This is a genomic window from Candidatus Manganitrophaceae bacterium (assembly GCA_016200325.1).
In the GTDB taxonomy this organism is placed as follows: Bacteria; Nitrospirota; Nitrospiria; order SBBL01; family Manganitrophaceae; genus Manganitrophus.
The window spans coordinates 181,015-200,722 of the sequence record JACQEZ010000007.1 but is presented as its reverse complement, the minus strand read 5'-3'; the positions used below and the strand labels follow the sequence as shown (position 1 = coordinate 200,722).

Annotated in this window: 18 protein-coding genes; 6 read left to right on the top strand and 12 right to left on the bottom strand. The window is 49.4% G+C overall.

Features of this window, described 5'->3' with window-relative positions; genetic code table 11:
• Positions 1-2: 2 nt before the first annotated feature.
• From HY282_05260 to HY282_05250, 3 genes are all read right to left on the bottom strand, one after another.
• Positions 3-5,183: a VCBS repeat-containing protein gene (locus tag HY282_05260; protein MBI3803154.1), complete on the bottom strand. Its 5,181-nt coding sequence runs from the start codon at positions 5,181-5,183 to the stop codon at positions 3-5.
• A 274-nt stretch (positions 5,184-5,457) separates the two neighbouring features.
• A complete protein-coding gene (locus HY282_05255; protein ID MBI3803153.1) occupies positions 5,458-5,754 on the bottom strand; it encodes a hypothetical protein in 297 nt (98 codons plus the stop codon).
• On the bottom strand, positions 5,699-6,319 hold the full coding sequence (locus HY282_05250) for a sigma-54-dependent Fis family transcriptional regulator (GenBank protein MBI3803152.1): 621 nt from the start codon (positions 6,317-6,319) through the stop codon (positions 5,699-5,701). The genes HY282_05255 and HY282_05250 overlap by 56 nt, the downstream gene beginning before the upstream one ends.
• A gap of 313 nt (positions 6,320-6,632) precedes the next feature.
• On the opposite strand from HY282_05250, the gene HY282_05245 reads away from it, so the two are divergent.
• Both HY282_05245 and HY282_05240 read left to right on the top strand, forming a co-directional pair.
• On the top strand, positions 6,633-6,848 hold the full coding sequence (locus HY282_05245; GenBank protein MBI3803151.1) for an IS1 family transposase: 216 nt from the start codon (positions 6,633-6,635) through the stop codon (positions 6,846-6,848).
• Positions 6,849-6,934: 86 nt separating this feature from the next.
• Positions 6,935-7,306 carry a heavy-metal-associated domain-containing protein gene (locus tag HY282_05240; GenBank protein ID MBI3803150.1) on the top strand — a complete coding sequence of 124 codons (372 nt, stop codon included), beginning with the start codon at positions 6,935-6,937 and terminating at the stop codon, positions 7,304-7,306.
• Positions 7,307-7,427: 121 nt separating this feature from the next.
• Here the strand turns inward: HY282_05240 and HY282_05235 are convergent, their stop codons facing one another.
• Together HY282_05235 and HY282_05230 are read right to left on the bottom strand one after the other, a co-directional pair.
• Positions 7,428-7,883 (bottom strand): response regulator, encoded by a 456-nt coding sequence (locus HY282_05235; protein ID MBI3803149.1) that lies wholly within the window; start codon positions 7,881-7,883, stop codon positions 7,428-7,430.
• Positions 7,876-8,211, bottom strand: coding sequence for a hypothetical protein (locus HY282_05230; GenBank protein MBI3803148.1), 336 nt, complete (start codon positions 8,209-8,211; stop codon positions 7,876-7,878). Before HY282_05230 ends, HY282_05235 begins: the two co-directional genes overlap by 8 nt.
• Positions 8,212-8,310: 99 nt before the next feature.
• Here HY282_05230 and HY282_05225 point away from each other — a divergent pair, with 99 nt between their 5' ends.
• The 3 genes from HY282_05225 (at position 8,311) to HY282_05215 (ending at position 11,578) form a co-directional block, all read left to right on the top strand.
• Positions 8,311-9,291 (top strand): chromate resistance protein, encoded by a 981-nt coding sequence (locus HY282_05225; GenBank protein ID MBI3803147.1) that lies wholly within the window; start codon positions 8,311-8,313, stop codon positions 9,289-9,291.
• An 81-nt stretch (positions 9,292-9,372) separates the two neighbouring features.
• Positions 9,373-10,323, top strand: coding sequence for a DUF1259 domain-containing protein (locus tag HY282_05220; protein ID MBI3803146.1), 951 nt, complete (start codon positions 9,373-9,375; stop codon positions 10,321-10,323).
• 25 nt (positions 10,324-10,348) lie between these two features.
• The gene (locus tag HY282_05215; protein MBI3803145.1) at positions 10,349-11,578 is read left to right on the top strand and encodes a chromate transporter; all 1,230 of its coding nucleotides are present in this window, start codon (positions 10,349-10,351) and stop codon (positions 11,576-11,578) included.
• 135 nt (positions 11,579-11,713) lie between these two features.
• Here HY282_05215 and HY282_05210 read toward each other — a convergent pair whose 3' ends face one another.
• The 6 genes from HY282_05210 to HY282_05185 form a co-directional block, all read right to left on the bottom strand.
• Complete coding sequence (locus HY282_05210; protein ID MBI3803144.1) at positions 11,714-12,832, bottom strand: HAMP domain-containing histidine kinase; 1,119 nt, start codon at positions 12,830-12,832, stop codon at positions 11,714-11,716.
• A 238-nt stretch (positions 12,833-13,070) separates the two neighbouring features.
• Positions 13,071-13,334 carry a hypothetical protein gene (locus HY282_05205; protein ID MBI3803143.1) on the bottom strand — a complete coding sequence of 88 codons (264 nt, stop codon included), beginning with the start codon at positions 13,332-13,334 and terminating at the stop codon, positions 13,071-13,073.
• Between the two features lie 818 nt (positions 13,335-14,152).
• Positions 14,153-14,410, bottom strand: a complete 258-nt coding sequence (locus HY282_05200) for a hypothetical protein (protein MBI3803142.1) — start codon at positions 14,408-14,410, stop codon at positions 14,153-14,155.
• Entirely contained in the window at positions 14,403-14,819 is a 417-nt protein-coding gene (locus tag HY282_05195) for a hypothetical protein (GenBank protein ID MBI3803141.1), read from the bottom strand. Before HY282_05195 ends, HY282_05200 begins: the two co-directional genes overlap by 8 nt.
• Positions 14,820-14,881: 62 nt before the next feature.
• Positions 14,882-15,067 carry a hypothetical protein gene (locus HY282_05190; protein ID MBI3803140.1) on the bottom strand — a complete coding sequence of 62 codons (186 nt, stop codon included), beginning with the start codon at positions 15,065-15,067 and terminating at the stop codon, positions 14,882-14,884.
• A 936-nt stretch (positions 15,068-16,003) separates the two neighbouring features.
• A complete protein-coding gene (locus tag HY282_05185; protein MBI3803139.1) occupies positions 16,004-16,405 on the bottom strand; it encodes a CBS domain-containing protein in 402 nt (133 codons plus the stop codon).
• 685 nt (positions 16,406-17,090) lie between these two features.
• Here HY282_05185 and HY282_05180 point away from each other — a divergent pair.
• The gene (locus HY282_05180) at positions 17,091-17,987 is read left to right on the top strand and encodes a carboxypeptidase regulatory-like domain-containing protein (GenBank protein ID MBI3803138.1); all 897 of its coding nucleotides are present in this window, start codon (positions 17,091-17,093) and stop codon (positions 17,985-17,987) included.
• Positions 17,988-18,427: 440 nt separating this feature from the next.
• On the opposite strand, the gene HY282_05175 is transcribed toward HY282_05180, so the two are convergent.
• Complete coding sequence (locus HY282_05175; GenBank protein ID MBI3803137.1) at positions 18,428-19,183, bottom strand: choice-of-anchor N protein; 756 nt, start codon at positions 19,181-19,183, stop codon at positions 18,428-18,430.
• Between the last annotated feature and the right edge of the window lie 525 nt (positions 19,184-19,708).

Sequence of the window (19,708 nt, the reverse complement as noted above, 5' to 3'; positions counted from 1 at the left end):
TACTAGGGAAACGTGACTGAGACACCTTGGCTAAAATTGCCGGCAGCATCAATTTCATAAACCGTATATGTCGCTCTTGCCGTCCGATCAAAATCATAAAAAAACTGATTGGTAGATTTTGTTGTTGGGTTTGGGGGGCCCTTCACGATATTAAAATGGACCGGAAAACCGCTGTTGTCTGCACTGGGGTTCCAAGTTAGATGGTAAACGGTAGTACCTCCAAAATCGACCATCCGCAGACCAGATACCGGAGGTGGCGGCGTTAGATCCAGGGCCCGTACTCCAGGACTGGATGCAGAGTAATTACTATAGTTGCCTGCGGCATCATACCCTCTGACCCGGTACTCACAGAATTTCCAAGCTGTCACAGTGTTGTCTGCAAAGAATGGTACAGCAGAGCTTCCAATCTCAACCCAACCAGAGTCAAACCGCTCAATCTTATAACCGGCGATACCGACATCGTCATGGGCCGCAACCCAAGTCACGTTCATCTGTGTTTCACTCACAGCCACAGCAGAAGCATTGCTGGGAGCCACATCCGGACTCACAGTATCTGGCCGTGTTGTACCGCTCGCGGAAGGAGAGGATTGAGCCGAAGCATTGCCGGCAGGGTCAATTGCAGAAACCGTATAACTATACGTCGTATTGGGAGAGAGATTAGTGTCGATAAAACTAAGTGTCGTCGATCTCCCCACCGGAGTGGCACTCCCATTTCTGAAAACATCATATGCCTCGACGCGCGCATTGTCGGTGGAGGCATTCCAGGAAACGCTTATTCCATATCCGGTGCTGGTAGGTGTAGCCGTTACATTCGTGGGAACTGTCGGCGGCCGAGTATCCTCCTGGAAGCCCTTACTGATAAGACGGTTTAAGGCATCATAACTAAAATAGATTGATTGGCCTTTTGCGTCGACTTGTCTTTTTAGATTTCCAACTGCATCGTATTCATAAGACCAATTTCCAATGTCAGGATCTCGCATCGATTTCTTGCGGCCTAAGCTGTCATAATTTATGACCGTCTCATTCTTCTTCTCATCAATGACTTTTTTGAGCCGTCCTAAGAGATCATATTGGTATTCAGTGGTGGCATAGAGCGAAAAGCTTTCAGCGGGGGGGGTTCTGCCATCATTTCCCTTATATTCCTCTACTTTAATTAACTGTCCATATGCATCATGGGACTCTACGCGCTTCTGGCCATTTGAATTGATAATCGTGGTCGACCATTGAAGCGGTGTGAGGGTGGCATAACTGCCATCTGGATTGGTGATTGTGGTAACACGGCCAACCGGATCATATGAAGTCGTCGTCTTCGGTTGAGACAGCGGGGAGCTATAAATGAGCGGCCCCTGAACTAAATAAGGGATAGAGCTACTCTCCACCTGTCCTCTGTTATTATAGGTTTGGTCTACTGTAATTTGCGTGGCCGGGTCATGCGACTCCCGCTTGCTCTGGATGACCCGTCCGAAACCATCAGTGAAAGTAGCGCTCTCTAAGGTTCCGCCGCCATTCGGAGAGGTGTCTCTTTTTTTCATTAAAGTTGATTCTGGAGGAATACCATCCCGCTCATAGGAGTACTGGACGGTCGGGGTTGCTGCGGTATCGGGGGGGATAATCTCCTGTGTGACTCGTCCCAATGCATCGTACTTGTAAGAAACCGTAATCTGATTTATATCGGTAACCGAAGCCAGCAAACCTGGGATAGGGCCATCTGGGCTGACCGGGACATCAATACCATAATACTTTTTTAGAACGGATTGTTCTTTTGCATTCGTCATAATAATAGGTACCGAGTGAAAGAGGCTGTCAAAGACTGTCTTTGAACTATTTCCACGGGCATCGGTGATCTTGATCTGATTTCCATAAACATCATAACCGAATGTGGTCATCGGATTGGCACCTTCCGGAAACCAGTCAACAATACTAGTCACATCTCCTCTGGTCGGAGAAACTCCACCGGCGGAAGGATTTGCTGGATCGAGAACAGCAACATCATAGCCAAACCATGTTTGAGTAAGAAGTGTTCCAAAATCATCGGTCGTGAACTTTCTTGAGGGGTGCGAAACAATATAGAAATCGGCTGTATCGTTATAAATAAAGTCGACTCCATCTACTCGCTCATCTCCTGTTTTGGACAGATCTCCCCGGCTATCGACCTTTTTGATATTTCCATAGGGATCATACTCATAGAGAGTCTCTGTTCGCTGAGGGCTGTCTGAGCCATCGTGCACATACCGATCTTCTTTCAAAAGAAAGGGGAAAAGCACTCCCGAATAGTGCGAAGTATAGTCCCAGAAATTAACAACCCGGCTAAATAGGTTCAATGGGTTCGGACCATTTCGAACCTCCGTAAAATCAACTCTTCCTTTAAAAATATTATCTTGCAGAAAGGAGGTCTCGGTATATGTGCCTGCCGCATCCATTACTTTTACAGAGCGAAAGCCTCTAAATTCTCTGCTGGCCCCATCAAAAAGTCCACCCGAATAGCTGTAGCTAACGGAGCCCAACGGCTGCCCTGTGATCCCGCTGTCGCTGATGATTGATTGGACGGTTTGAATAATAAAAGGTATTTTTGAATTTAAGATCTCCCCACCAGACCCAAGATACTGAACGGCCGGCTTATACTGGACAATCGTTTTTCCTCCGGAATTATTTTGAACTTGAATCAGCAGATCTGGGGCAGGCCCGTTGGCAAGATGGACCTCTTTGAAGGGAGTGTTGGTACTGGTATCCAGTGTGCTAACGAGAAAGTCCGGGAGCCCATCGCCGTTAAGATCGATGAACTGATGGCCGACGAGCTGCCGATCGTTGGTCAGCTGACCCTTCGGAAGGCCTGCAATCGCCGCTGTCCATGCGGCATTCCTTTGATCCTGATCCGGGCCCTGCGTCGTCCAACCAGTGAGCCAATTAAGAAATACCGAATGGGTGAAATTCCCCGCACCATCCGGCTCGAAGGAAACCAGATCCGATCCGCGATTTCCGTTGAGACTGATCAGCTCCGTACCGGTCGAGGTATAGTCATCGACCTCGGCCCCCTTCTTCGCAAGACCCTTGGGAATTGAATTAGAGTAGCCTGCATCACTGATCCAGCCCTTGCCCGTATTAAGAAAAATCTGCTTCGTTATGAAATTTCCTAGCCCATCTACAAGGCTGGAAATGATATCCAAGAGACCGTCCCCATTTGCGTCCATAAAACGAGTCCAAGTATCAATTGGCCTGATCGTATTTGTGATTAGGCCCTGATCACTGATTACACAGCCGATAATTAATCCTGGATGAGGCGGCGGGTCAGGCTCATATTCAGGGTTGCAGTTGGCGACATCCTTCTTGGAAATTATTTTGGTCAGCGGCTCTGCAGGTAAGCCGTTGGTTAATCCTGTATCTTGAGCCCAACCACTTCCCGTATTAATCCAGACTCCTTTCGAGGATGAGGTGCTATCCAGAAAATAATCTGTTGTAGCCTCTTTGTTGCAACTGTTTCCACAGATGGGATTGCCCGGGCAATTTGGAACGAGTACACAGCGATTCTTTTGATAGTTTTCTATCTTAAGATTTTGAACAAAATCAGGCAGGCCATCTCCATTCACATCGACTACTTGCACCCCTTGATCGAAGACAATATTCTCGACTGGAGCCAAAAAAGAAATTGGGATACTCCCCGACCAGGCAGTGTCAGGCGTTGCACTCCAGCCGTTACCGGTGTTCAGCCAGACTGCTTTAGAAGTTGCAGTACTCTGGACAAAATCAGGCGCCCCATCTCCATTGACGTCGATAAGCCTCACCCCGTTGTCAACTCCATCTATGGTGAAGGAGGTCGGGATGGTATTAGCCCAAGCAGCGTTAGGAGCTGACCACCCACTGCCATTGTTTAACCAGACCTGCTTCACGGAGCCACCTGCCGCGGTTGATATACTTTTGACAAAATCTGGAAGGCTATCTCCATTCACATCGACGACCTGAACTCCGTCAAACTTACCGTCTTTTAATAACGCCGCCGGGATGCTGGCACCCCAGCCTGGGCTTTTTGCCCATTGAGCTAGATTCTCCTGATAGGTAAAGCTCGTCGGCGGCAACGAGTTCTGAGAATTCGAAGCAGCCTCCGCTCCGATTTGCTGTATCGATTTAAACAAAGACTTTCCGGAAACGGGACTTATTTTATAAGTCAGCTGATAACTTCTGACTAAAGTCCCGCTGACTTTAATGTCGATTGATTTAAGGCGTCTATCAATTTTAACTAAAGAGCCGCTGCTGTAATCCGTTACGATATCGGGCCTTGGCTGCTGCTCATAGACAAAATCGACGGTTCGAAGAGAATTAAGCGGAGCTGAATCATTTTTGGTATAGGTTATTTTTGACGGATAAACTCCTCCATTATTCGGCCGGGTGGAGTCGAGCGTATCTTGGGCATAGCTAATTTCTATATAATTACCATGTGTATCGGCCACTCGATCTAAATACCATGCCCGTGTCGCTCGTTTGGAAGTCCCGTCGGGATTTAGGGCGATAACATTGGAATCAGCGTTAAATCCAAATCGGAATTGGGTGCCATTCTTATCGGTGACAACCCAGTACACCGTTGCAAATCCCCCTTTGGTAGCATGAGGATGTGAGATCGTAGTGAAAGCAATTCGAAGAAAGGTTTCTATTTTGGTGTGGAAAGGACTTCTGCCATCGTTAGAGATATGAACCAACTCATGCGTTGCACCCAGGTTCAGTGTGTATTGATCGGTCCCTGTGGTCGGATTACCATTGATGGCGTCATATAGAGGCACCCCTTTTTTGCTGCTCCGATCAATCGATCCTAATCCGGAGAGCGACCAGCCAACCCCTAGAAACGACTGGGAGGAGGCAGAACCACTGCTGTAAGCAAGCGCGAGAGTCGGCTGAAGCCTGGTGCCGGGCGGGACAATAATCGGTATGGCATCTGAAAAGCCGCCAGTAAATAGGGAGCTCTGAAAGGATTCATTGCTGCTTACGGGTGCACGATCACCATTCGATGGGGTCTCATCGCCCGCAGCCCACGCGACTGAGCCACAGAGACTAAATAGAAAAATAGAAAGAAGAGAGAACACCGATGCGAGACGCAGGCTTTTGGTACTGATTAGGATAAGACGGAAAGGAAAGGTAGTGGGAACGTCTTTATTTATTAAAACATCCCGAAGCGGAACCTGGCTTAATCGAAACATTTTTTCTCTTCCCAATATGGCATGTAAAAACGCCGGGGATATTAGCAGCTAGATCATTCCCTGTCAACTAAATTAATTATCTAGAATATAATAGGTATAATTCGAACTACTGAAGGAATCGTCGGACTTAAACCTCCTGGTGTATAGACTTTAATAAAATATCTCCAAAAGGAGTAAAATTTTTACTTTGGAAGAGTCAAGAAAAAATGTTCAGAGCGTATTTCGAAAAGGGAAGAAGGAATCGTAATCGCTTCAGAAATCTATGCCTTCCTTGTCACACCTGCCCAACCTCCTGTGAATGTTCTCCAGCGACAGAACCGCCTTCTTTTCCAAGATTCCTCAGCTTACGAACATAATCCGTCCGATGAAGGCCAAGCTTTTTCGCCGCTTCAGTCCGATTGCCGCCGCTCTCTTTTAGGGCCGAGAGTAGAATCTGCTTGCGGTATTGAATAAGCTGTCCATGATAGCTGCCTGAACCGGCTGAGGTTGGGGCCATTGGGAAGAGCGGGGGCAAGTCACTTACTTTGATCAGTCCATCCGTAGTGATCACCGTCGCCCCTTTCGATGACATTTCTCAATTCCCTGACGTTTCCGGGCCAAGGGTATTTTGACAGCGCATCGAGCGCCTCAGGAGAAATAGTAAACTGACACGATCGCCCTACCGCCATCTGAGAGAGGAAATGATTAACGAGATCTGGAATGTCCTCCTGGCGGTCTTTCACTGGAGGGATCTGAACTTGAAAAACATTGATGCGGTAAAAGAGATCCTCTCTGAATCGGCTCTTCTGAATTTCGGACTGTAGGTCTCGGTTGGTTGCCGCAATGATGCGCACATCGGTTTCCCGCTCCTTGTTTCCGCCGACACGGGTATACGTTCGCGCTTCAAGGAAGCGTAAGAGCTTCGCCTGAAGTTCAAAGGGAAGCTCTCCAATCTCATCTAAGGTCTTCAAGTGCGCAAAATAAATTTTCTGACGGTCTGTGACTGGACCGGCGACCCCGTCATGAAGATTGTCAGCCCGTTGAAGATCATTTTGGAATGTGATTGTGCTGTCTGGCCTTATTGTCAGGCTTTGGCATATCTTCAGTAGACGTATTGAAGCGAGGGCGAGAATGAATCGACTGCTAAATAAATCTATCTCACTGAGGACTCAACACAAAAAGTTCTAAGATCATCCACGAAGGCCAGCCACCCCTTTTTCTCTCCATTCAAAACAGCCCAATTTAGACATTTCAATATTGAAAAACAACAATTTCAGATTCTACCGCATCGTTCGAAGGCGAATGTAGGAAACCCGATTCCTTCCCCACGGGTTGCCACTCCATTGGAAATAGACACTCTGATCGGTTCTACTCCTCGCCCCCTTTTAGAGAAAAAAGATCGAGTCATCTTTAACATGAATTTAACAATGGATCGATAACGACGTAATGGTGCTTTGATTTAATGGCACCATGATACTGACGTCTACCACCTCTGCCGAGAAGATCCCCGAAACCAAGTGCCCTTCTTGTAAGTCCACCGCCTACTACAAATATGGAAAGGCCTGGACCGGAAGGAAGCGCTTTCTCTGTTTGCTCTGTGGCAGACAATTTACATTCGGATCGAAGAGAACAGAAATCAAAGCGAAGCCGAGCTGCCCGGCCTGCGGAAGACCGATGCATCTCTAGAAAAGGGAGGAGGAAGCGGTCCGACTGAGATGCTCTGCTTATCCAAATTGCAAAACGTTCGTAAAACTATCCGCGAAGGAGTTAAGATGAGCTATTACATCCATCAGATCCCGGGACGGCTTCGGATCAAAAGCCCGGCGGTAAAGCGGAACCCGGCGAAAGCAGAGATCGTCGAAGGACTCTTAAAGTCCATTGACGGGGTCGACTCTGTGGCCGTCAACATCCTGACCGGCAGCATCACCATTCATTATGATCAGAACAATCTCCAGCCGGAGGCAATCCTCGACCGGTTGAAACAAGCACGTTATTTTGACGAATCCAAAGCGGTCACCCATGACCAGGTCATTTACACCGCCGCGTCCAACGTCGGTCTTTTTCTCGGCAAAACAGTTTGCGGCGCGGTGGTAGAGACGGCGCTCGGAGATTCCGCCTTTTCGATGCTCGCTGCGCTGATCTAATTCTGTTTTAAGGGACGCGACCGTGCGATCCGCCCCTTAACAGGGTGTTCGGTCGTTGATACTTTTTTGCCGTTTTATATATTCTTCTCGTCGCCTCATCCCCGATCCCCCTCTCCCGTCTCTAGATCGCCTTCCTAACGCTCCCCGGCGGAGGTTCGTTGAGAATGGCCCAAAAAATCCCGAGTTCGCTGACCGCTTTGATGAATTCCTGAAAGCCGACCGGCTTCACAACATAGCCATTCACGCCGAGTTTATAACTCGCCGCCAGGTCGGGCTCTTCGCGCGAAGAGGTCAACATGACCACCGGAATTGTTTTCAGGTGGTCATCCATTTTAATTGTCTTTAACACCTGTAGCCCGTTTACCTTCGGCATCTTGATATCAAGCAGAACGACCGCCGGCGGTTCGGGCGGCCGGGACTTAAATTTTCCCCGACAATAAAGGTAGTCGAGGGTTTCCGAGCCATCCCGGGCGACAATCACCTTATTCGCAAGATTATGCCGGGAGAGCGCCTCCAGCGTCAGCTCAACATCTTCCGCATTGTCCTCCGCCAGGAGGATGCTTCTAAAATCAGCCATCAGAATCCCCTTCTTTCTTCGGCAACGAAAAAGTGAAAACGGCGCCGCCATCCAAACGGCCGTCGGCCCAGGTGCGGCCCCCATGGCGAGAGATGATCCGACGGACATTGGCCAACCCGATGCCGGTCCCCTCAAACTCATCGGCCCGATGCAGGCGCTGGAAAACACCGAAGAGCTTGTCGGCATATTGCGGGTCAAATCCGACCCCGTTGTCCTTGATAAAGAAGTTCCATTCCTTACCCTCCTGTCTATGTCCGATCTCGATCTCGGCCGACGCGCGGGTCCGGGGGAGCAAAACATATACCGTACGAGACCACCGCCGGCACAAAGGACCGCGGCGGCGTCAAGCCTTTTAAGAAAAAGTAAGGCGACTTGACAATTGATACGGTTGCTCTATAGGATCAGATCAACTGGTATAGGAGACACTGTGAATGAGAAAAGCGAAAAAAAATGGATTCTTCTCATCCATCAAATCCCGCCGAAACCGAACTACTTCCGCGTGAAGATCTGGCGGCGGCTGCAGAAGCTCGGCGCCGTCGCGATCAAGAATTCGGTCTATGTCCTTCCTAAAAACGATTCCACTTATGAAGACTTCCAGTGGGTGCTTCGGGAGATTGTGGAAGGAGGAGGCGATGTCTCCATTTGTGAAGCGCGATTCGTCGACGGCCTCTCTGATTCACAAATCGAAGCGCTCTTCCATGCCGCGCGCGAGGCCGACTACAGCCAGCTTGCTGAAGAAGCGCGCGCGATTCTGAAGACCGTCCCCTCAGAAACGAAGCGTTCGGGAGACCGCCTGGGAGAGATTGAGGACCATCTCGTCCGTCTCAAGCGGCAATTTGCAGAAGTGACCCTCATCGACTTCTTCAATACCCCTCAACGGCAGGTCGCCGAGCGGGCGATCTCGGGACTGGAGGCGTACTTGGGTGAACTACAGCGTGGACCGGTCGAGTCTGCAGCCCCTTCTTTTCGTCTTGAAGATCTCCAAGACCGGACCTGGGTGACTCGCAAGGGGGTTCATATCGATCGAATTGCCAGCGCCTGGCTGATCCGCCGTTTTATCGATCCAAAGGCAGAATTCAAATTTGTTCTCAGCAAGGGATATCAACCCAAAAAGGATGAGCTGCGGTTCGATATGTTCGACGCAGAGTTTACCCATCAGGGAAGTCGATGCACCTTTGAAGTCCTGATCGCGCGGACCGACCTCAAAGAAGCCGCCCTTCGACCGATCGCTGAAATCGTCCATGACATCGATCTGAAGGATGAAAGGTTCGGCCGGCCGGAAACACTGGGCATCGACCGATTGATTGCCGGGATGATTCTAGCCCATAAGGAGGATGAAGGCCGGCTGGATCGAGGGATGGCCCTCTTTAATGATCTCTATGAATATTTTAGAAGAAAGCGCGAATGAGTCGCGGCAACGCTGAATTAAACCTCTCACCTTTTCTCACTTTCTTTGGAGAAGAGGATACATGTCAGATTGGAGGATACCATGACGTCAATAAAGAGACCCTTTCGACAAAAGACCAATCCTTTTATATGGGGAAGCATTGGGATAATCCTGTTCGCTTCGCTCATCGGAATCTCGTTCGTAGGAGCGGAGCAGCCTGCCCCTGCTTCAGAAACCCCGCTCGATCAGAAAAAGATCGAGGCGGTTTTCGACCGCCCCGGGGAGATGAATAAAGACGTTCTGAAAATCAGTTTTCCCCGGACCGATCTGAATGTCACCCTCGAAGGCGTTCAGCTTAAACCGGGCCTTGCGCTCGGCACGTGGGCCGCCTTCAAACCGGTCGGAAACGAGGTGATTGCCCTCGGGGATATCGTCTTGAAAGAAGAAGAGGTCAAGCAAGTAGAGTCGAAACTCAAAGAAAAGGGAATAGAGATCACCGCGATTCATAATCACTTAATCGGCGAGAAACCGAAGGTGATGTACATGCATTTCCTAGGGAAGGGAAATGCGGAGCAGCTCGCCGCTCATCTAAAAGAGGCCCTCCAGTTAACGGGAACCCCTTTGAAGGCTTCACAGGACTCAGGGAAGGGAGCCGCTGGAGCAGATGAAATGGCGGAGGCCAAAAAGATTGATGCGATCTTGGGGAAAGAGGGAAAGGTCAAAAACGGCGTGATCCAATATGGTATTCCCCGAAAAGAGCCGATCAGGGTCAACGGGGTAGAGATCCCGCCGTTCATGGGGCTGGCGACGGCCATCAATTTTCAGCCTGGAAAAGAAAAAACGGTCACGACCGGCGACTTCGTCTTGATCGATAAAGAGATCCAGCCGGTGACCCAGGCCCTTCGGGAGAACGGCATCGAGGTGACGGCCCTTCACAATCATCTGGTCTCGGAAGAGCCCCGTCTCTTCTTCATGCATTTCTGGGGGGCCGGTCCCTCGACCAAGCTGGCCGAAGGTTTAAAAAATGCGCTGGACAAAATGGCGCCTCAATGATGATAACGCATAGGGATAGGAGGTCATGAGCAAGATTGAAAGTAAAGCAGACCAAACTCCCAATGCCGCGGCCGCCGCAGCCCCGCCGGGATCAACGGAGCTGCGTCCCTGCACCTTGCGGGAGCTCCTTGTCTATTTTGTTCGTCTCGGCACATTCGGCTTCGGCGGGCCGATTGCGCTCACCGGTTACATGCAGCGAGATCTGGTGGAAGAGCGGCGCTGGATTTCCAAACAGGACTATAAAGAGGGCCTGGCGCTCGCGCAACTTGCGCCGGGCCCTCTGGCGGCGCAGCTTGCAATCTATCTGGGATGGGTCCGCGCCGGCGTGTTGGGGGCGAGTCTCGTCAGCCTCGCTTTCATTCTTCCCTCATTTATTATGGTGATTGCGCTTTCCGCGCTTTACCTGAATTTCGGCGGCCTTCCCTGGATGCAAGGCGCGTTTTACGGGATCGGCGCCGCGGTCATTGCCATCATCGCCCGGAGCGCTTTTAAACTGGTTCGGATGACCCTCGCCAAAGATTGGCTCCTTTGGTCTCTCTTCGGGGTCAGTGCCCTGGTCACAGCCTGGACGGAATCCGAGATCATCTGGGTCTTCCTTCTCTGCGGCGTGGTCGCGCTCCTCATTAAAGCGCCTCCCCGCATTTCTTCCAGGCCGGCGCTATTGGGACTGATCTCATCGCCCGGATGGCTTCTCACCGGCCTATCTGGGCCTGCATCGGCCGATATTCTCTGGAAGATCGGCCTCTACTTTGCCGAGGCGGGGGCGTTTGTCTTCGGCAGCGGGTTGGCGATCGTCCCTTTTCTTCATGGAGGGGTGGTCAATGACTTCCACTGGCTCACGGAGCGGCAGTTTCTCGATGCGGTCGCCGTCGCGATGATCACCCCCGGGCCGGTCGTGATCACCGTCGCTTTCATCGGATACCTGGTCGCCGGTTTTCTCGGTGCGACCGCTGCGGCGATCGGCGTTTTTCTTCCCTGTTACCTCTTCGTCATCATTCCGGCCCCTTATTATCGCCGCTTCGCGCAGAACAAACAGATCAACGCCTTTGTAGAGGGGGTGACCGCCGCAGCGACGGGCGCCATCGCCGGCGCGGCTTTTGTGCTCGGCCGGAGAGCGGTGATCGATGTTCCGACAGCGCTGATTTGCCTGATCACCCTCTTCCTGATGATCAAGGTCAAAAAGATCCCGGAGCCGTTTATTATTCTTGCGGCAGGGGCGGCTGGTCTGATCTTGAAAGGAGTCATGGTGAGATGAAGTGGGTGACGCGCCGACAGATCCGTGTAAACCGGACCGCCACTGACTCTTTTTCTGCGATCTCTACAGATCAACGGGCTCTTTATTTTTGGCTCAACAGCGGATCAACAGCCTTTTTTTATTCATTGAATCACTTTAATCCATTTTCCTTTGGATTCGGTCCGCGGCTCCGAAGGGACGCTCTGAGAAAATCCGGTAGGGCAAAAAGAGTGTAAAGGTCGATCCCGCTCCCCATTTGCTGTCAACCTCAATTTCTCCATTGAGTAAATGGGTCAAATCCCTCACAATAGCCAGACCCAGACCACTCCCTTTGGGTTTGTCCATTCCGTCGATCTGATAAAAACTCTCAAAAATTTTAGGGAGCGCCTCCGGTCGGATCCCAATCCCCGTGTCCTGAACCAGGATTTCAATCCCATGGTGATCTTCTCGATCTTTGGCCATGACTCTAATCATTCCGTTATTCGTAAATTTGATGGCATTGGAGAGAAGGTTAATGAGAATTTGCTTGATCTTCATCCGATCCGATTCAATCGGCTGGAGCCTTTGGGGAAGAGGGTATTGTAGAAGGAGGCCCTTCTGGTCTGTCAGGGGTCGGACCTCCGATAAAACTTCTTCAATGAGTTGGGAAATTTCAACTGAAGCGATCTTGACCGGCAATTTTCCAGACTCGATTTTAGCAAGATCCAGAATATCATTCACCATCTTCAAGAGATCTCCGGCATTTCGTTGAATTCCTTCCAGCGCGCTGTCTTGTGGCTCGCAAATCGGACCATACGTTTTGTAACGCAGAAGCTGCGTGTAACCGATAATCGCGTTCAGCGGCGTTCTCAAATCGTGAGAAACATTGGCAATCAGCTGAGATTTATATTTGTTCGCCTCTTCCGCCTCGGCCCGTGCGGCCACCAGGGCCCGGTATGCGGATCGGAAAGAAGCACTGATCCAGCAGATGAGCAAGGAAAAGAGAAGAAAGACATCAAGACGAATTAAATGACTGACGGGATGACCCGACGGATCGGTCAGAGGCAATAGATAATAGATAAATGATATACCGGATAAAAATACGGCGAGGAGTCCAGGCCCCCATCCTCCATATAACGCGCTGATCATGACAGCAATAAAGGGAAGAAAAAAGACCGGACTGAGAAAGAGGGGAAATAAAAAATAGGAAATTAAAAATCCGATCAGGCTGGCGAGGATAGAGGCCCCGTAACGAATGATTGCAGATTCGGTTTGAGGCCAAATATCGACATTCATTCGCGGCGATTCCTGTTGCTCACTTCTATTCATTTTATATCAAATCCGAGTTTCCACCTCTTCTGTTCATTTCGTGGCAAAATGAACTTAAACAATCTCCAACCGCCTGATGAACACTTCTATTTTTACGGCCTTCTCCTCAAACGAAACTCCTCGACAGATCGCAGCCCTTTTCGCCGACCCGCCGGGCCATATATCCATCAGACCGCAGATTCGTTGAAGGGTGAAGGGAGATAAATTAAGGTTGTCCAGCAGCAAACTGAGGTTTATTTTTAGATGAAATAAGATCCGCTTCACCTGATTTATTTTTTGATATTGTATTGTCTTTCGCATCCAGTTGATTCGTCCGATAGAGACCCTCCAGGAGTCTAAACAATCTAAAATCGTTGCCCGAATGGATGTACCAATTAAGCAAAATGACGGTTAAAACAATTTCAATTAAATAAACGATAATCAATTTCTCTTCCCTCGACGTCCATTTATACCTTCTTTTAGGGTGCATCCATCCTCCGGAATTTTGAAAACCTGGTGATATCCGAGAAAAGGTCCTCTAGGACCGATCGATAGAATGTCTTCATGACAGCTTATAAAATTCAGCGCATTTATTTTGTATACAAAGTTTATATACATAAGTATCCTCTTTTAGATTTAGATGTCAAGGGCCACGAGTAAATAGGACGTGTTATGTAATGCACCGTCCACTTCATCTAAACCCATTTGACCCAAGATTGATTCATCACGTCAGATCAGGAGAGGATCCGTTAGAACGATTTTTATTTCCAGTTGTGCATTCGATGATCCGGTTCGAGATTGAGGATGGGCCTGGAACGGATTGTATCCGAATGGAAGATCGTATTGCCTTGCCTCTTATCGGCTTCTCTTTTGAAGATAGAGTGTCGCTTGCTGGACCAGCTTGCTGAGCTCAACCCTATCCTGCTGATAGGCGGCTGCTCCAGAGGCTATTATTGATCACTTAAAATAGACGGGAAGAAGAGATAGGCATCCTCGTGCTGCATTCTAAGTTAAGGTGAGAATTCGAGTGGCTTATGAGCTGTTTTTTAAACGATTCTTATCGAGAATCGCCCACAAAATGAGAAGGAATGCAAAGAAGCGGATCATATAAAGATAACCGGAGAATTCGTATTGACTTTTCATCAATAATATCACGATCCGTTCAACCGCCAGCAAATAGAACGCTACGGCAAAGGTGATAAAAAGACGATCTCGCGTATCTCTCCAAAAGCGAAGAAAAAAGAGTCCTACGACGCAGCAGGCCATCATAATCGCACCGGACAAAAATTGTATCATCTTTTCTTCCCCCTATGCGGTATCCCAGATCAGACCGTAAAGAAGCACGATCAGTCCGAGAAGGGCCACCGCCAACCTCAATATTGATAAATCTATTTCAGGAACAATGACCAAATCGACGAAAAGAATGATATTGTTTGCCGCTAAACCGAAGAAACAGAGACTACTCCAGAATAATAACCGTGTGTGGCTTCTCAAATAGCCCTTCAGCAGCAGCAGGGCACAGGTCAGGCTTGTAAGCGCAGAGAGGACGTAAACGATCTCAGCCATTTTTATCGTCCTTTCTGAACTTAAACGCATCTGAAAAATCACGCAACATATCAGCCTGTTTAGAGAAGATAAATTCGATGACGCGCGTCGGACGCATCCGATAGGCTTCGGCCAATTCTTTAACCACCAGATCCAACTCCTCTGTCTTGGGTTTGTAGAAGTAGAGAGGAGACGGCGACTCTTTCATCAACAGCAGTCCCCGCGTGCAGAGATGATTCAGACGCATGGTCACTGAGTTCGGATTACTCCTGAGCTCTCGGCTAACAGAAACGGGGTCCCATTCGCGTCCTGGACTGCCACGGAGCAGCAAGAGAATCTCCAATAACTCGACAGAATCAATATAACCTCCGATAAAGCGCTTTACATTGTCTGAGATTGATTCATCGACCAAACGGACACTCCCTTTCATTCCGATGCTCCGGTCTCTTTTCAGAACGAAGCCCATTTACTTTCGATGGGGGCCGCTCTTCCTTAAAAGAAGATAAAAACCGGAGCGGCCCCGATGATCCGGGTGGGGTAGACGCTCCGATCTTCCGTGATGAGAAAGCTCGCCACACGCGCGACAGCGGCCCAAGCGGCAATGAGCGGGCCGAAGAACTCGATTGGCATGATTGAAGCGGCGATGGGGATATTCGTCGCTCTTGCTAAGATGGCCATCGCCCCACCGGCGGCAGACGCTTCCTCGTGCCCCCAAAGATCTCCTGAAGCCGCCCCGATAAAAAATCGATATTACCATCCCGGCGCTTCCCCCCGATCCGACGCTGCGCCATTTATTTTTATAAACCATGAATCCTTCAACGCGCTATATCTGAAGAGACAGATCGATCAAATCTCCCGACGGATGGAAGCTGAGCAACCGGCCCTCCCGAGCAACGTCTTCTTAACCCCGCGTCAGTATTATACAAGAAGCAGTTCGAATCAGAAAATAAAAAATACTTTTGCAAATCTCGGCGTATACACCTGCTTAAGATATATTTAAGGACAAGTTCTACCAGGCAAATCAGACCGCGCCATTTAATCCGGAACAAAACAGATGAAGACCGCTTTGATCAGAGATTTACCTCATGTGTGGCTCGTGGCTTGAAGGGATAGCGCGTTATTATGTATACAAAACGATTGCGATAGTCAAGAGAATATCTATATATCGGTAGCGGGTTTATCGAGCTGAGCGGGTTTTCTTAGGCCGTCATTCCCGAATATTTAATCGAAAATACAGCGCTCCGGGCATGACAACATTTAATCTGACCACGACCTCGAGAAGCCTATGCCGTTCCACTCGCCGGTGATGTCCAAGACCGAAATCGAGGTCAGGAGATCGCCAATACATTACCGTAATGACCCCGGCAGACCGGGATTGGGTCCTTGCCAAGAGGATGCTAGAACTTGCTTCAGAATCCAGCGGTGCGCATTCAAGGCAAGAGGTTTCCGTTCACGATGATGGGTATCATTGCGGGGATTCATCCCTTTAAGAAATCAGAAAGAGCAGCGAGGTCTGATTGGCCTTATTTTGAATTAACTCAACCCGAATCGGAAGATCCCTGTGGCAGGCAAGGTTTATACCAGCCACAGGGAAGACGATTCGGAAGTCCCCGATTACATTGCCGGGGGCAAGCCTATCCATGCCCGTAACAGGTCATGTCCGGTGATGGTGCCAAGCAATTTCCCCTTGTGGACGACGCAGAGCCGAGGGAGCGTTCCGTCTACAAGCATCTGGCCTGCTTTCTCCAACGGGGTATCATCGTCAATGACCAACGGTGACCGGGTCATGATTTCACCCACCCTAATCTCTTCTAATTTGCGTGCCCCCGGAAGAGCTCGGATCAGGTCTTGTATCGTCACCACCCCGATGACCCGGTCCTCCTTGTCCAACACCGGCATGCCGGTATAGTGACTCCCAAGCAATTCCATGGCGATATCAAAAGCGGATTGATTTTCATAGGCGATATGCGTATTTCCTTTCCTAATTTGTCCCACTGTCTCAAACTTCGGCTTCATCTCCATTCCTCCTTATGACGATAGGTTCGGCTTTTTAAGCCTTCTCCCGGTTGGCGTTCATTTACGGAATTAATTAACGAGCTCCTCTAATAGGATTAATATTATGTATACATATATTATGTGTACAAAAGAATAAAAGCAAGAGACAAAAATGATCTGGTTCATTATCGGTGGTAGATTCTGGAGACCATCACCCGGGGCTTACCTGCTGCGACAGAGGCGGCCCCGTGTCAGATCGATCTCAACGTAACATTCGGCGGTGGGTCTCCGCCTTTCCGTTCCAAACCATTGCAACCCAGCTCAGTACTCAGGGAGGCTCCTGTCTGGTCCCACGGCGGCCTGAGAGGGCCTTCTGATAAGAACACGTAAGCAATCGCACTTGACATCGAATTCCAATAGGACTATTTTTAATCTATATATTTTGTATACATAATAGTCGACTTTAGATCGCCATGGGCCAAGCTTTAGAAGCCGGACGGTGTCTGAGGAAATGGGTATGTATGTTTACAGGTTGAGATCCGTCTCAGGTCGTAAAGAGGGCACGGGGAGGATGTCTCTTGAATCGGTTTTATTTCTAAATTGAGGAGAGGCGGTCATGAAGAGGTTTTATCGATTGAGTTTAGGAGTTCTCTTTCTGGGGCTGGCGGGTCTTTCTGGGATACCTATGGCGTTTGGTTATGAGGAAATGGATGTCAAAGGTGGCGGCACCCTTATCGGCAGAGTGACCTTGAAAGGAGAGATCCCTCCCCCACGCGTTTTTCCTCTGGTTCTCTATCCTTTTGGAGCATTTTGCAAAAGGATCTCAGATGGCCAGGGAAATGTTCTGCTGGAGGAATTCTATGTCGGAACAGACGGTGGGCTCAAGGACTCCGTGGTGGCCGTAGAGCAGGTCAAAAAAGGAAAACCGTTTCCTCACGTCAACGCGAAATGGGTGACGGAAGACTGTATGTTTCACCCTGCCGAAGCCGCTTTCAATGACAAGTATGTGAAGGATGAAGATGGAAAGCTCCACCATGAACATCCCCTGGTGACCGTTCTTGAAAACCATCAGGCGATTTCAGTTCAGAATTACGATCCGATTATTCACAACATCCAAGTCTTTCAGAACGAGAAAGGGAATATTATTTTAAACGTTCCACTCCCTCCGGGCGCGAAGGATGCGGGGGGAAAGCTGAACTTTACCCGAGGAAGAAGGATCTCGCAGATGATCTGCGGGATGCACGAATTCATGCAAAGCTGGGCATTTGTCGTGGACAATCCCTACTATACGAACACGAAAAAGGACGGCGAGTTTAAGATTGATCGGCTCCCTCCGGGAACCTACAAGGTGGTTGCGTGGCATCCTCATTTTAAGCCGATCGAGAAGCAGATCACCGTGCCGGCCAATGGAGCGGTGACCCTCAATTTCGAGTTTGACGCCGGAGAGGTAAAGCGTCCCATTTACGAGAGCCAGGAAAAGTTTCGAATCGGGCCAGAGGCCTTGCCGGAAGAACACCTCATGCATACCCATCCATTTCGACAACGTCCGCCCGGCGAAGAACCTCAGGATAAAAGACCCAACGAAGGTGATCAGAAGGAATAAATCGATCCGGGTGACCCATCTTCAAAAGAAAATGTGATCGAAAACGGTTCCCGTCCGAACGATGAAAAACGATGAAATGTGAAGAGGCCGTTCAACTCCGCTTATCCAGCGTTGCGCTTGAGTGATCTGCGAATCGCCATCCGTTTTCTCGGATCCGGCAATTAGATCTGAAGCTCTTATGCGTCTGGATGCGGACGGGAGTATCCACCGCAATAGTAGCAGCAACGAACCAAAAGACGTTCCATTCGGGGCGATTAATTGAGGAGGATCAAGATATTGGGCCGTCGGATTGTCTCCGACGCCCCTCTCAATTAATGGCAGTTTTCAGCAAACTTCAAAAGGATAGCGGATTGCGAATTAGACAATATGATCGGCTCTTTAAATCCAGAACTCATTTTATAAGAGTCGATCGCTTCCGTATGCGAACCTCTTGGAAAAACCTAGGCCAAAAGTTTTCTTCTATAGACAACCATACCCAGCATCCCCGCTCCGACCAGAAGCATTGTGGTCGGCTCAGGAACAGAAGTAGACCGGCAATTGATGCAGCTTTCCGCATCATGAGAGAACGGTGCAAACTGATTAATATCGGTATCGCTCGCGGCATTATTTCCGCTCTGCGTGCTATATAAATCGAAATGTACGCTGTAGGGAGCAGCCAGAGACGTGGTGTCCACATCAAACTCATGGAAATACATCTCGCCGGAAGAATTAGGCGTTGGTCCCACTCCCGTGTTTATCTGAGTGTCGTATCCCGTTGTCCGATCATTTGAGTCGAAATTAAAAGCATATTGCTGGAAGTAGGTAGGGTAAATACTATGCGTCGACAAATCTCCCGGGTCGGAGGCCTGCGTATAACTGTCGATCGGAGGAGTTCCGTAAACCATGTCGGCAGTCGCGAGAACCGTGTTTCCGTTCAATTGAAATGAGCCCACATCGACACCGACCGGTCCGATTTGGGGAGTCATCGCAACGGAGATAAAATAAGTATCGGTCAGCAAAGCCTTACTGTCTGGAATCAAATAAGCATAGAGTTTAAATGAGGGACTGGAGGACACAATCGTTTGAGTAGAGGAATCGTACGTGCCGCCCAAGATGTCGAGTTGCAATGAAGGGATGGCGAAAGCAGACCGGACGGTCCCCGCGAGAATCATCACCGCAAAAAGGGCCGGTATCAGGCGAGCTGTTATTTTTTTCATTTCCAATTCTCCTTGTTAATGTAATGGTTCAGAGCACTCTTTCCCAGATCAGATTTAATACTATATAGGTATACGTCCAATCCGCGCAATCCCCCCAAAGGAGGGCATCTTACATCTCTGTCTCTTGCGCCTTTAGTCGAGACCGGTTGGCTACGGAACCACTCCTTTCCCTGAAACTGACATCTCTGGCATGCTGGATGTGGCCGAGGCGATACTTCCAGAAATCAGCAAAACCAGGCGGCGGATTTTAGGAAGGTTGAACGACGTTGAGAAACTCACGCCATCCGTTGTGCTCGCAAGCGAGGTAAAAGTATCTCGGTCGGCCCACGGGTAGAAGCCCCATCAACACATGCCACCGGGCCGACTGAAATTTCCGATAACCAGCTCCGTATTGGCTGAAATGGGATCGGTAATAATGACCGTTACAAATTCTAAGATTCAGATCCGATCTTTAAATAATTCAATTCTGATCCATTCCTTAGTGAACCTGCATCTTCAGCTGAACCTGGTCTTTCTCCTTTTCCC

Bases quoted from the DNA above. Each gene is read 5' to 3' on its own strand.
- HY282_05260 (MBI3803154.1), bottom strand. From the start codon at position 5,183: ATGTTTCGATTAAGCCAGGTTCCGCTTCGGGATGTTTTAATAAATAAA.
- HY282_05255 (MBI3803153.1), bottom strand. From the start codon at position 5,754: ATGTCATCGAAAGGGGCGACGGTGATCACTACGGATGGACTGATCAAA.
- HY282_05245 (MBI3803151.1), top strand. From the start codon at position 6,633: ATGATACTGACGTCTACCACCTCTGCCGAGAAGATCCCCGAAACCAAG.
- HY282_05240 (MBI3803150.1), top strand. From the start codon at position 6,935: ATGAGCTATTACATCCATCAGATCCCGGGACGGCTTCGGATCAAAAGC.
- HY282_05235 (MBI3803149.1), bottom strand. From the start codon at position 7,883: ATGGCTGATTTTAGAAGCATCCTCCTGGCGGAGGACAATGCGGAAGAT.
- HY282_05220 (MBI3803146.1), top strand. From the start codon at position 9,373: ATGACGTCAATAAAGAGACCCTTTCGACAAAAGACCAATCCTTTTATA.
- HY282_05215 (MBI3803145.1), top strand. From the start codon at position 10,349: ATGAGCAAGATTGAAAGTAAAGCAGACCAAACTCCCAATGCCGCGGCC.
- HY282_05210 (MBI3803144.1), bottom strand. From the start codon at position 12,832: ATGAATGTCGATATTTGGCCTCAAACCGAATCTGCAATCATTCGTTAC.
- HY282_05205 (MBI3803143.1), bottom strand. From the start codon at position 13,334: ATGCACCCTAAAAGAAGGTATAAATGGACGTCGAGGGAAGAGAAATTG.
- HY282_05200 (MBI3803142.1), bottom strand. From the start codon at position 14,410: ATGGCTGAGATCGTTTACGTCCTCTCTGCGCTTACAAGCCTGACCTGT.
- HY282_05195 (MBI3803141.1), bottom strand. From the start codon at position 14,819: ATGAAAGGGAGTGTCCGTTTGGTCGATGAATCAATCTCAGACAATGTA.
- HY282_05190 (MBI3803140.1), bottom strand. From the start codon at position 15,067: ATGGCCATCTTAGCAAGAGCGACGAATATCCCCATCGCCGCTTCAATC.
- HY282_05185 (MBI3803139.1), bottom strand. From the start codon at position 16,405: ATGAAGCCGAAGTTTGAGACAGTGGGACAAATTAGGAAAGGAAATACG.
- HY282_05180 (MBI3803138.1), top strand. From the start codon at position 17,091: ATGGATGTCAAAGGTGGCGGCACCCTTATCGGCAGAGTGACCTTGAAA.
- HY282_05175 (MBI3803137.1), bottom strand. From the start codon at position 19,183: ATGAAAAAAATAACAGCTCGCCTGATACCGGCCCTTTTTGCGGTGATG.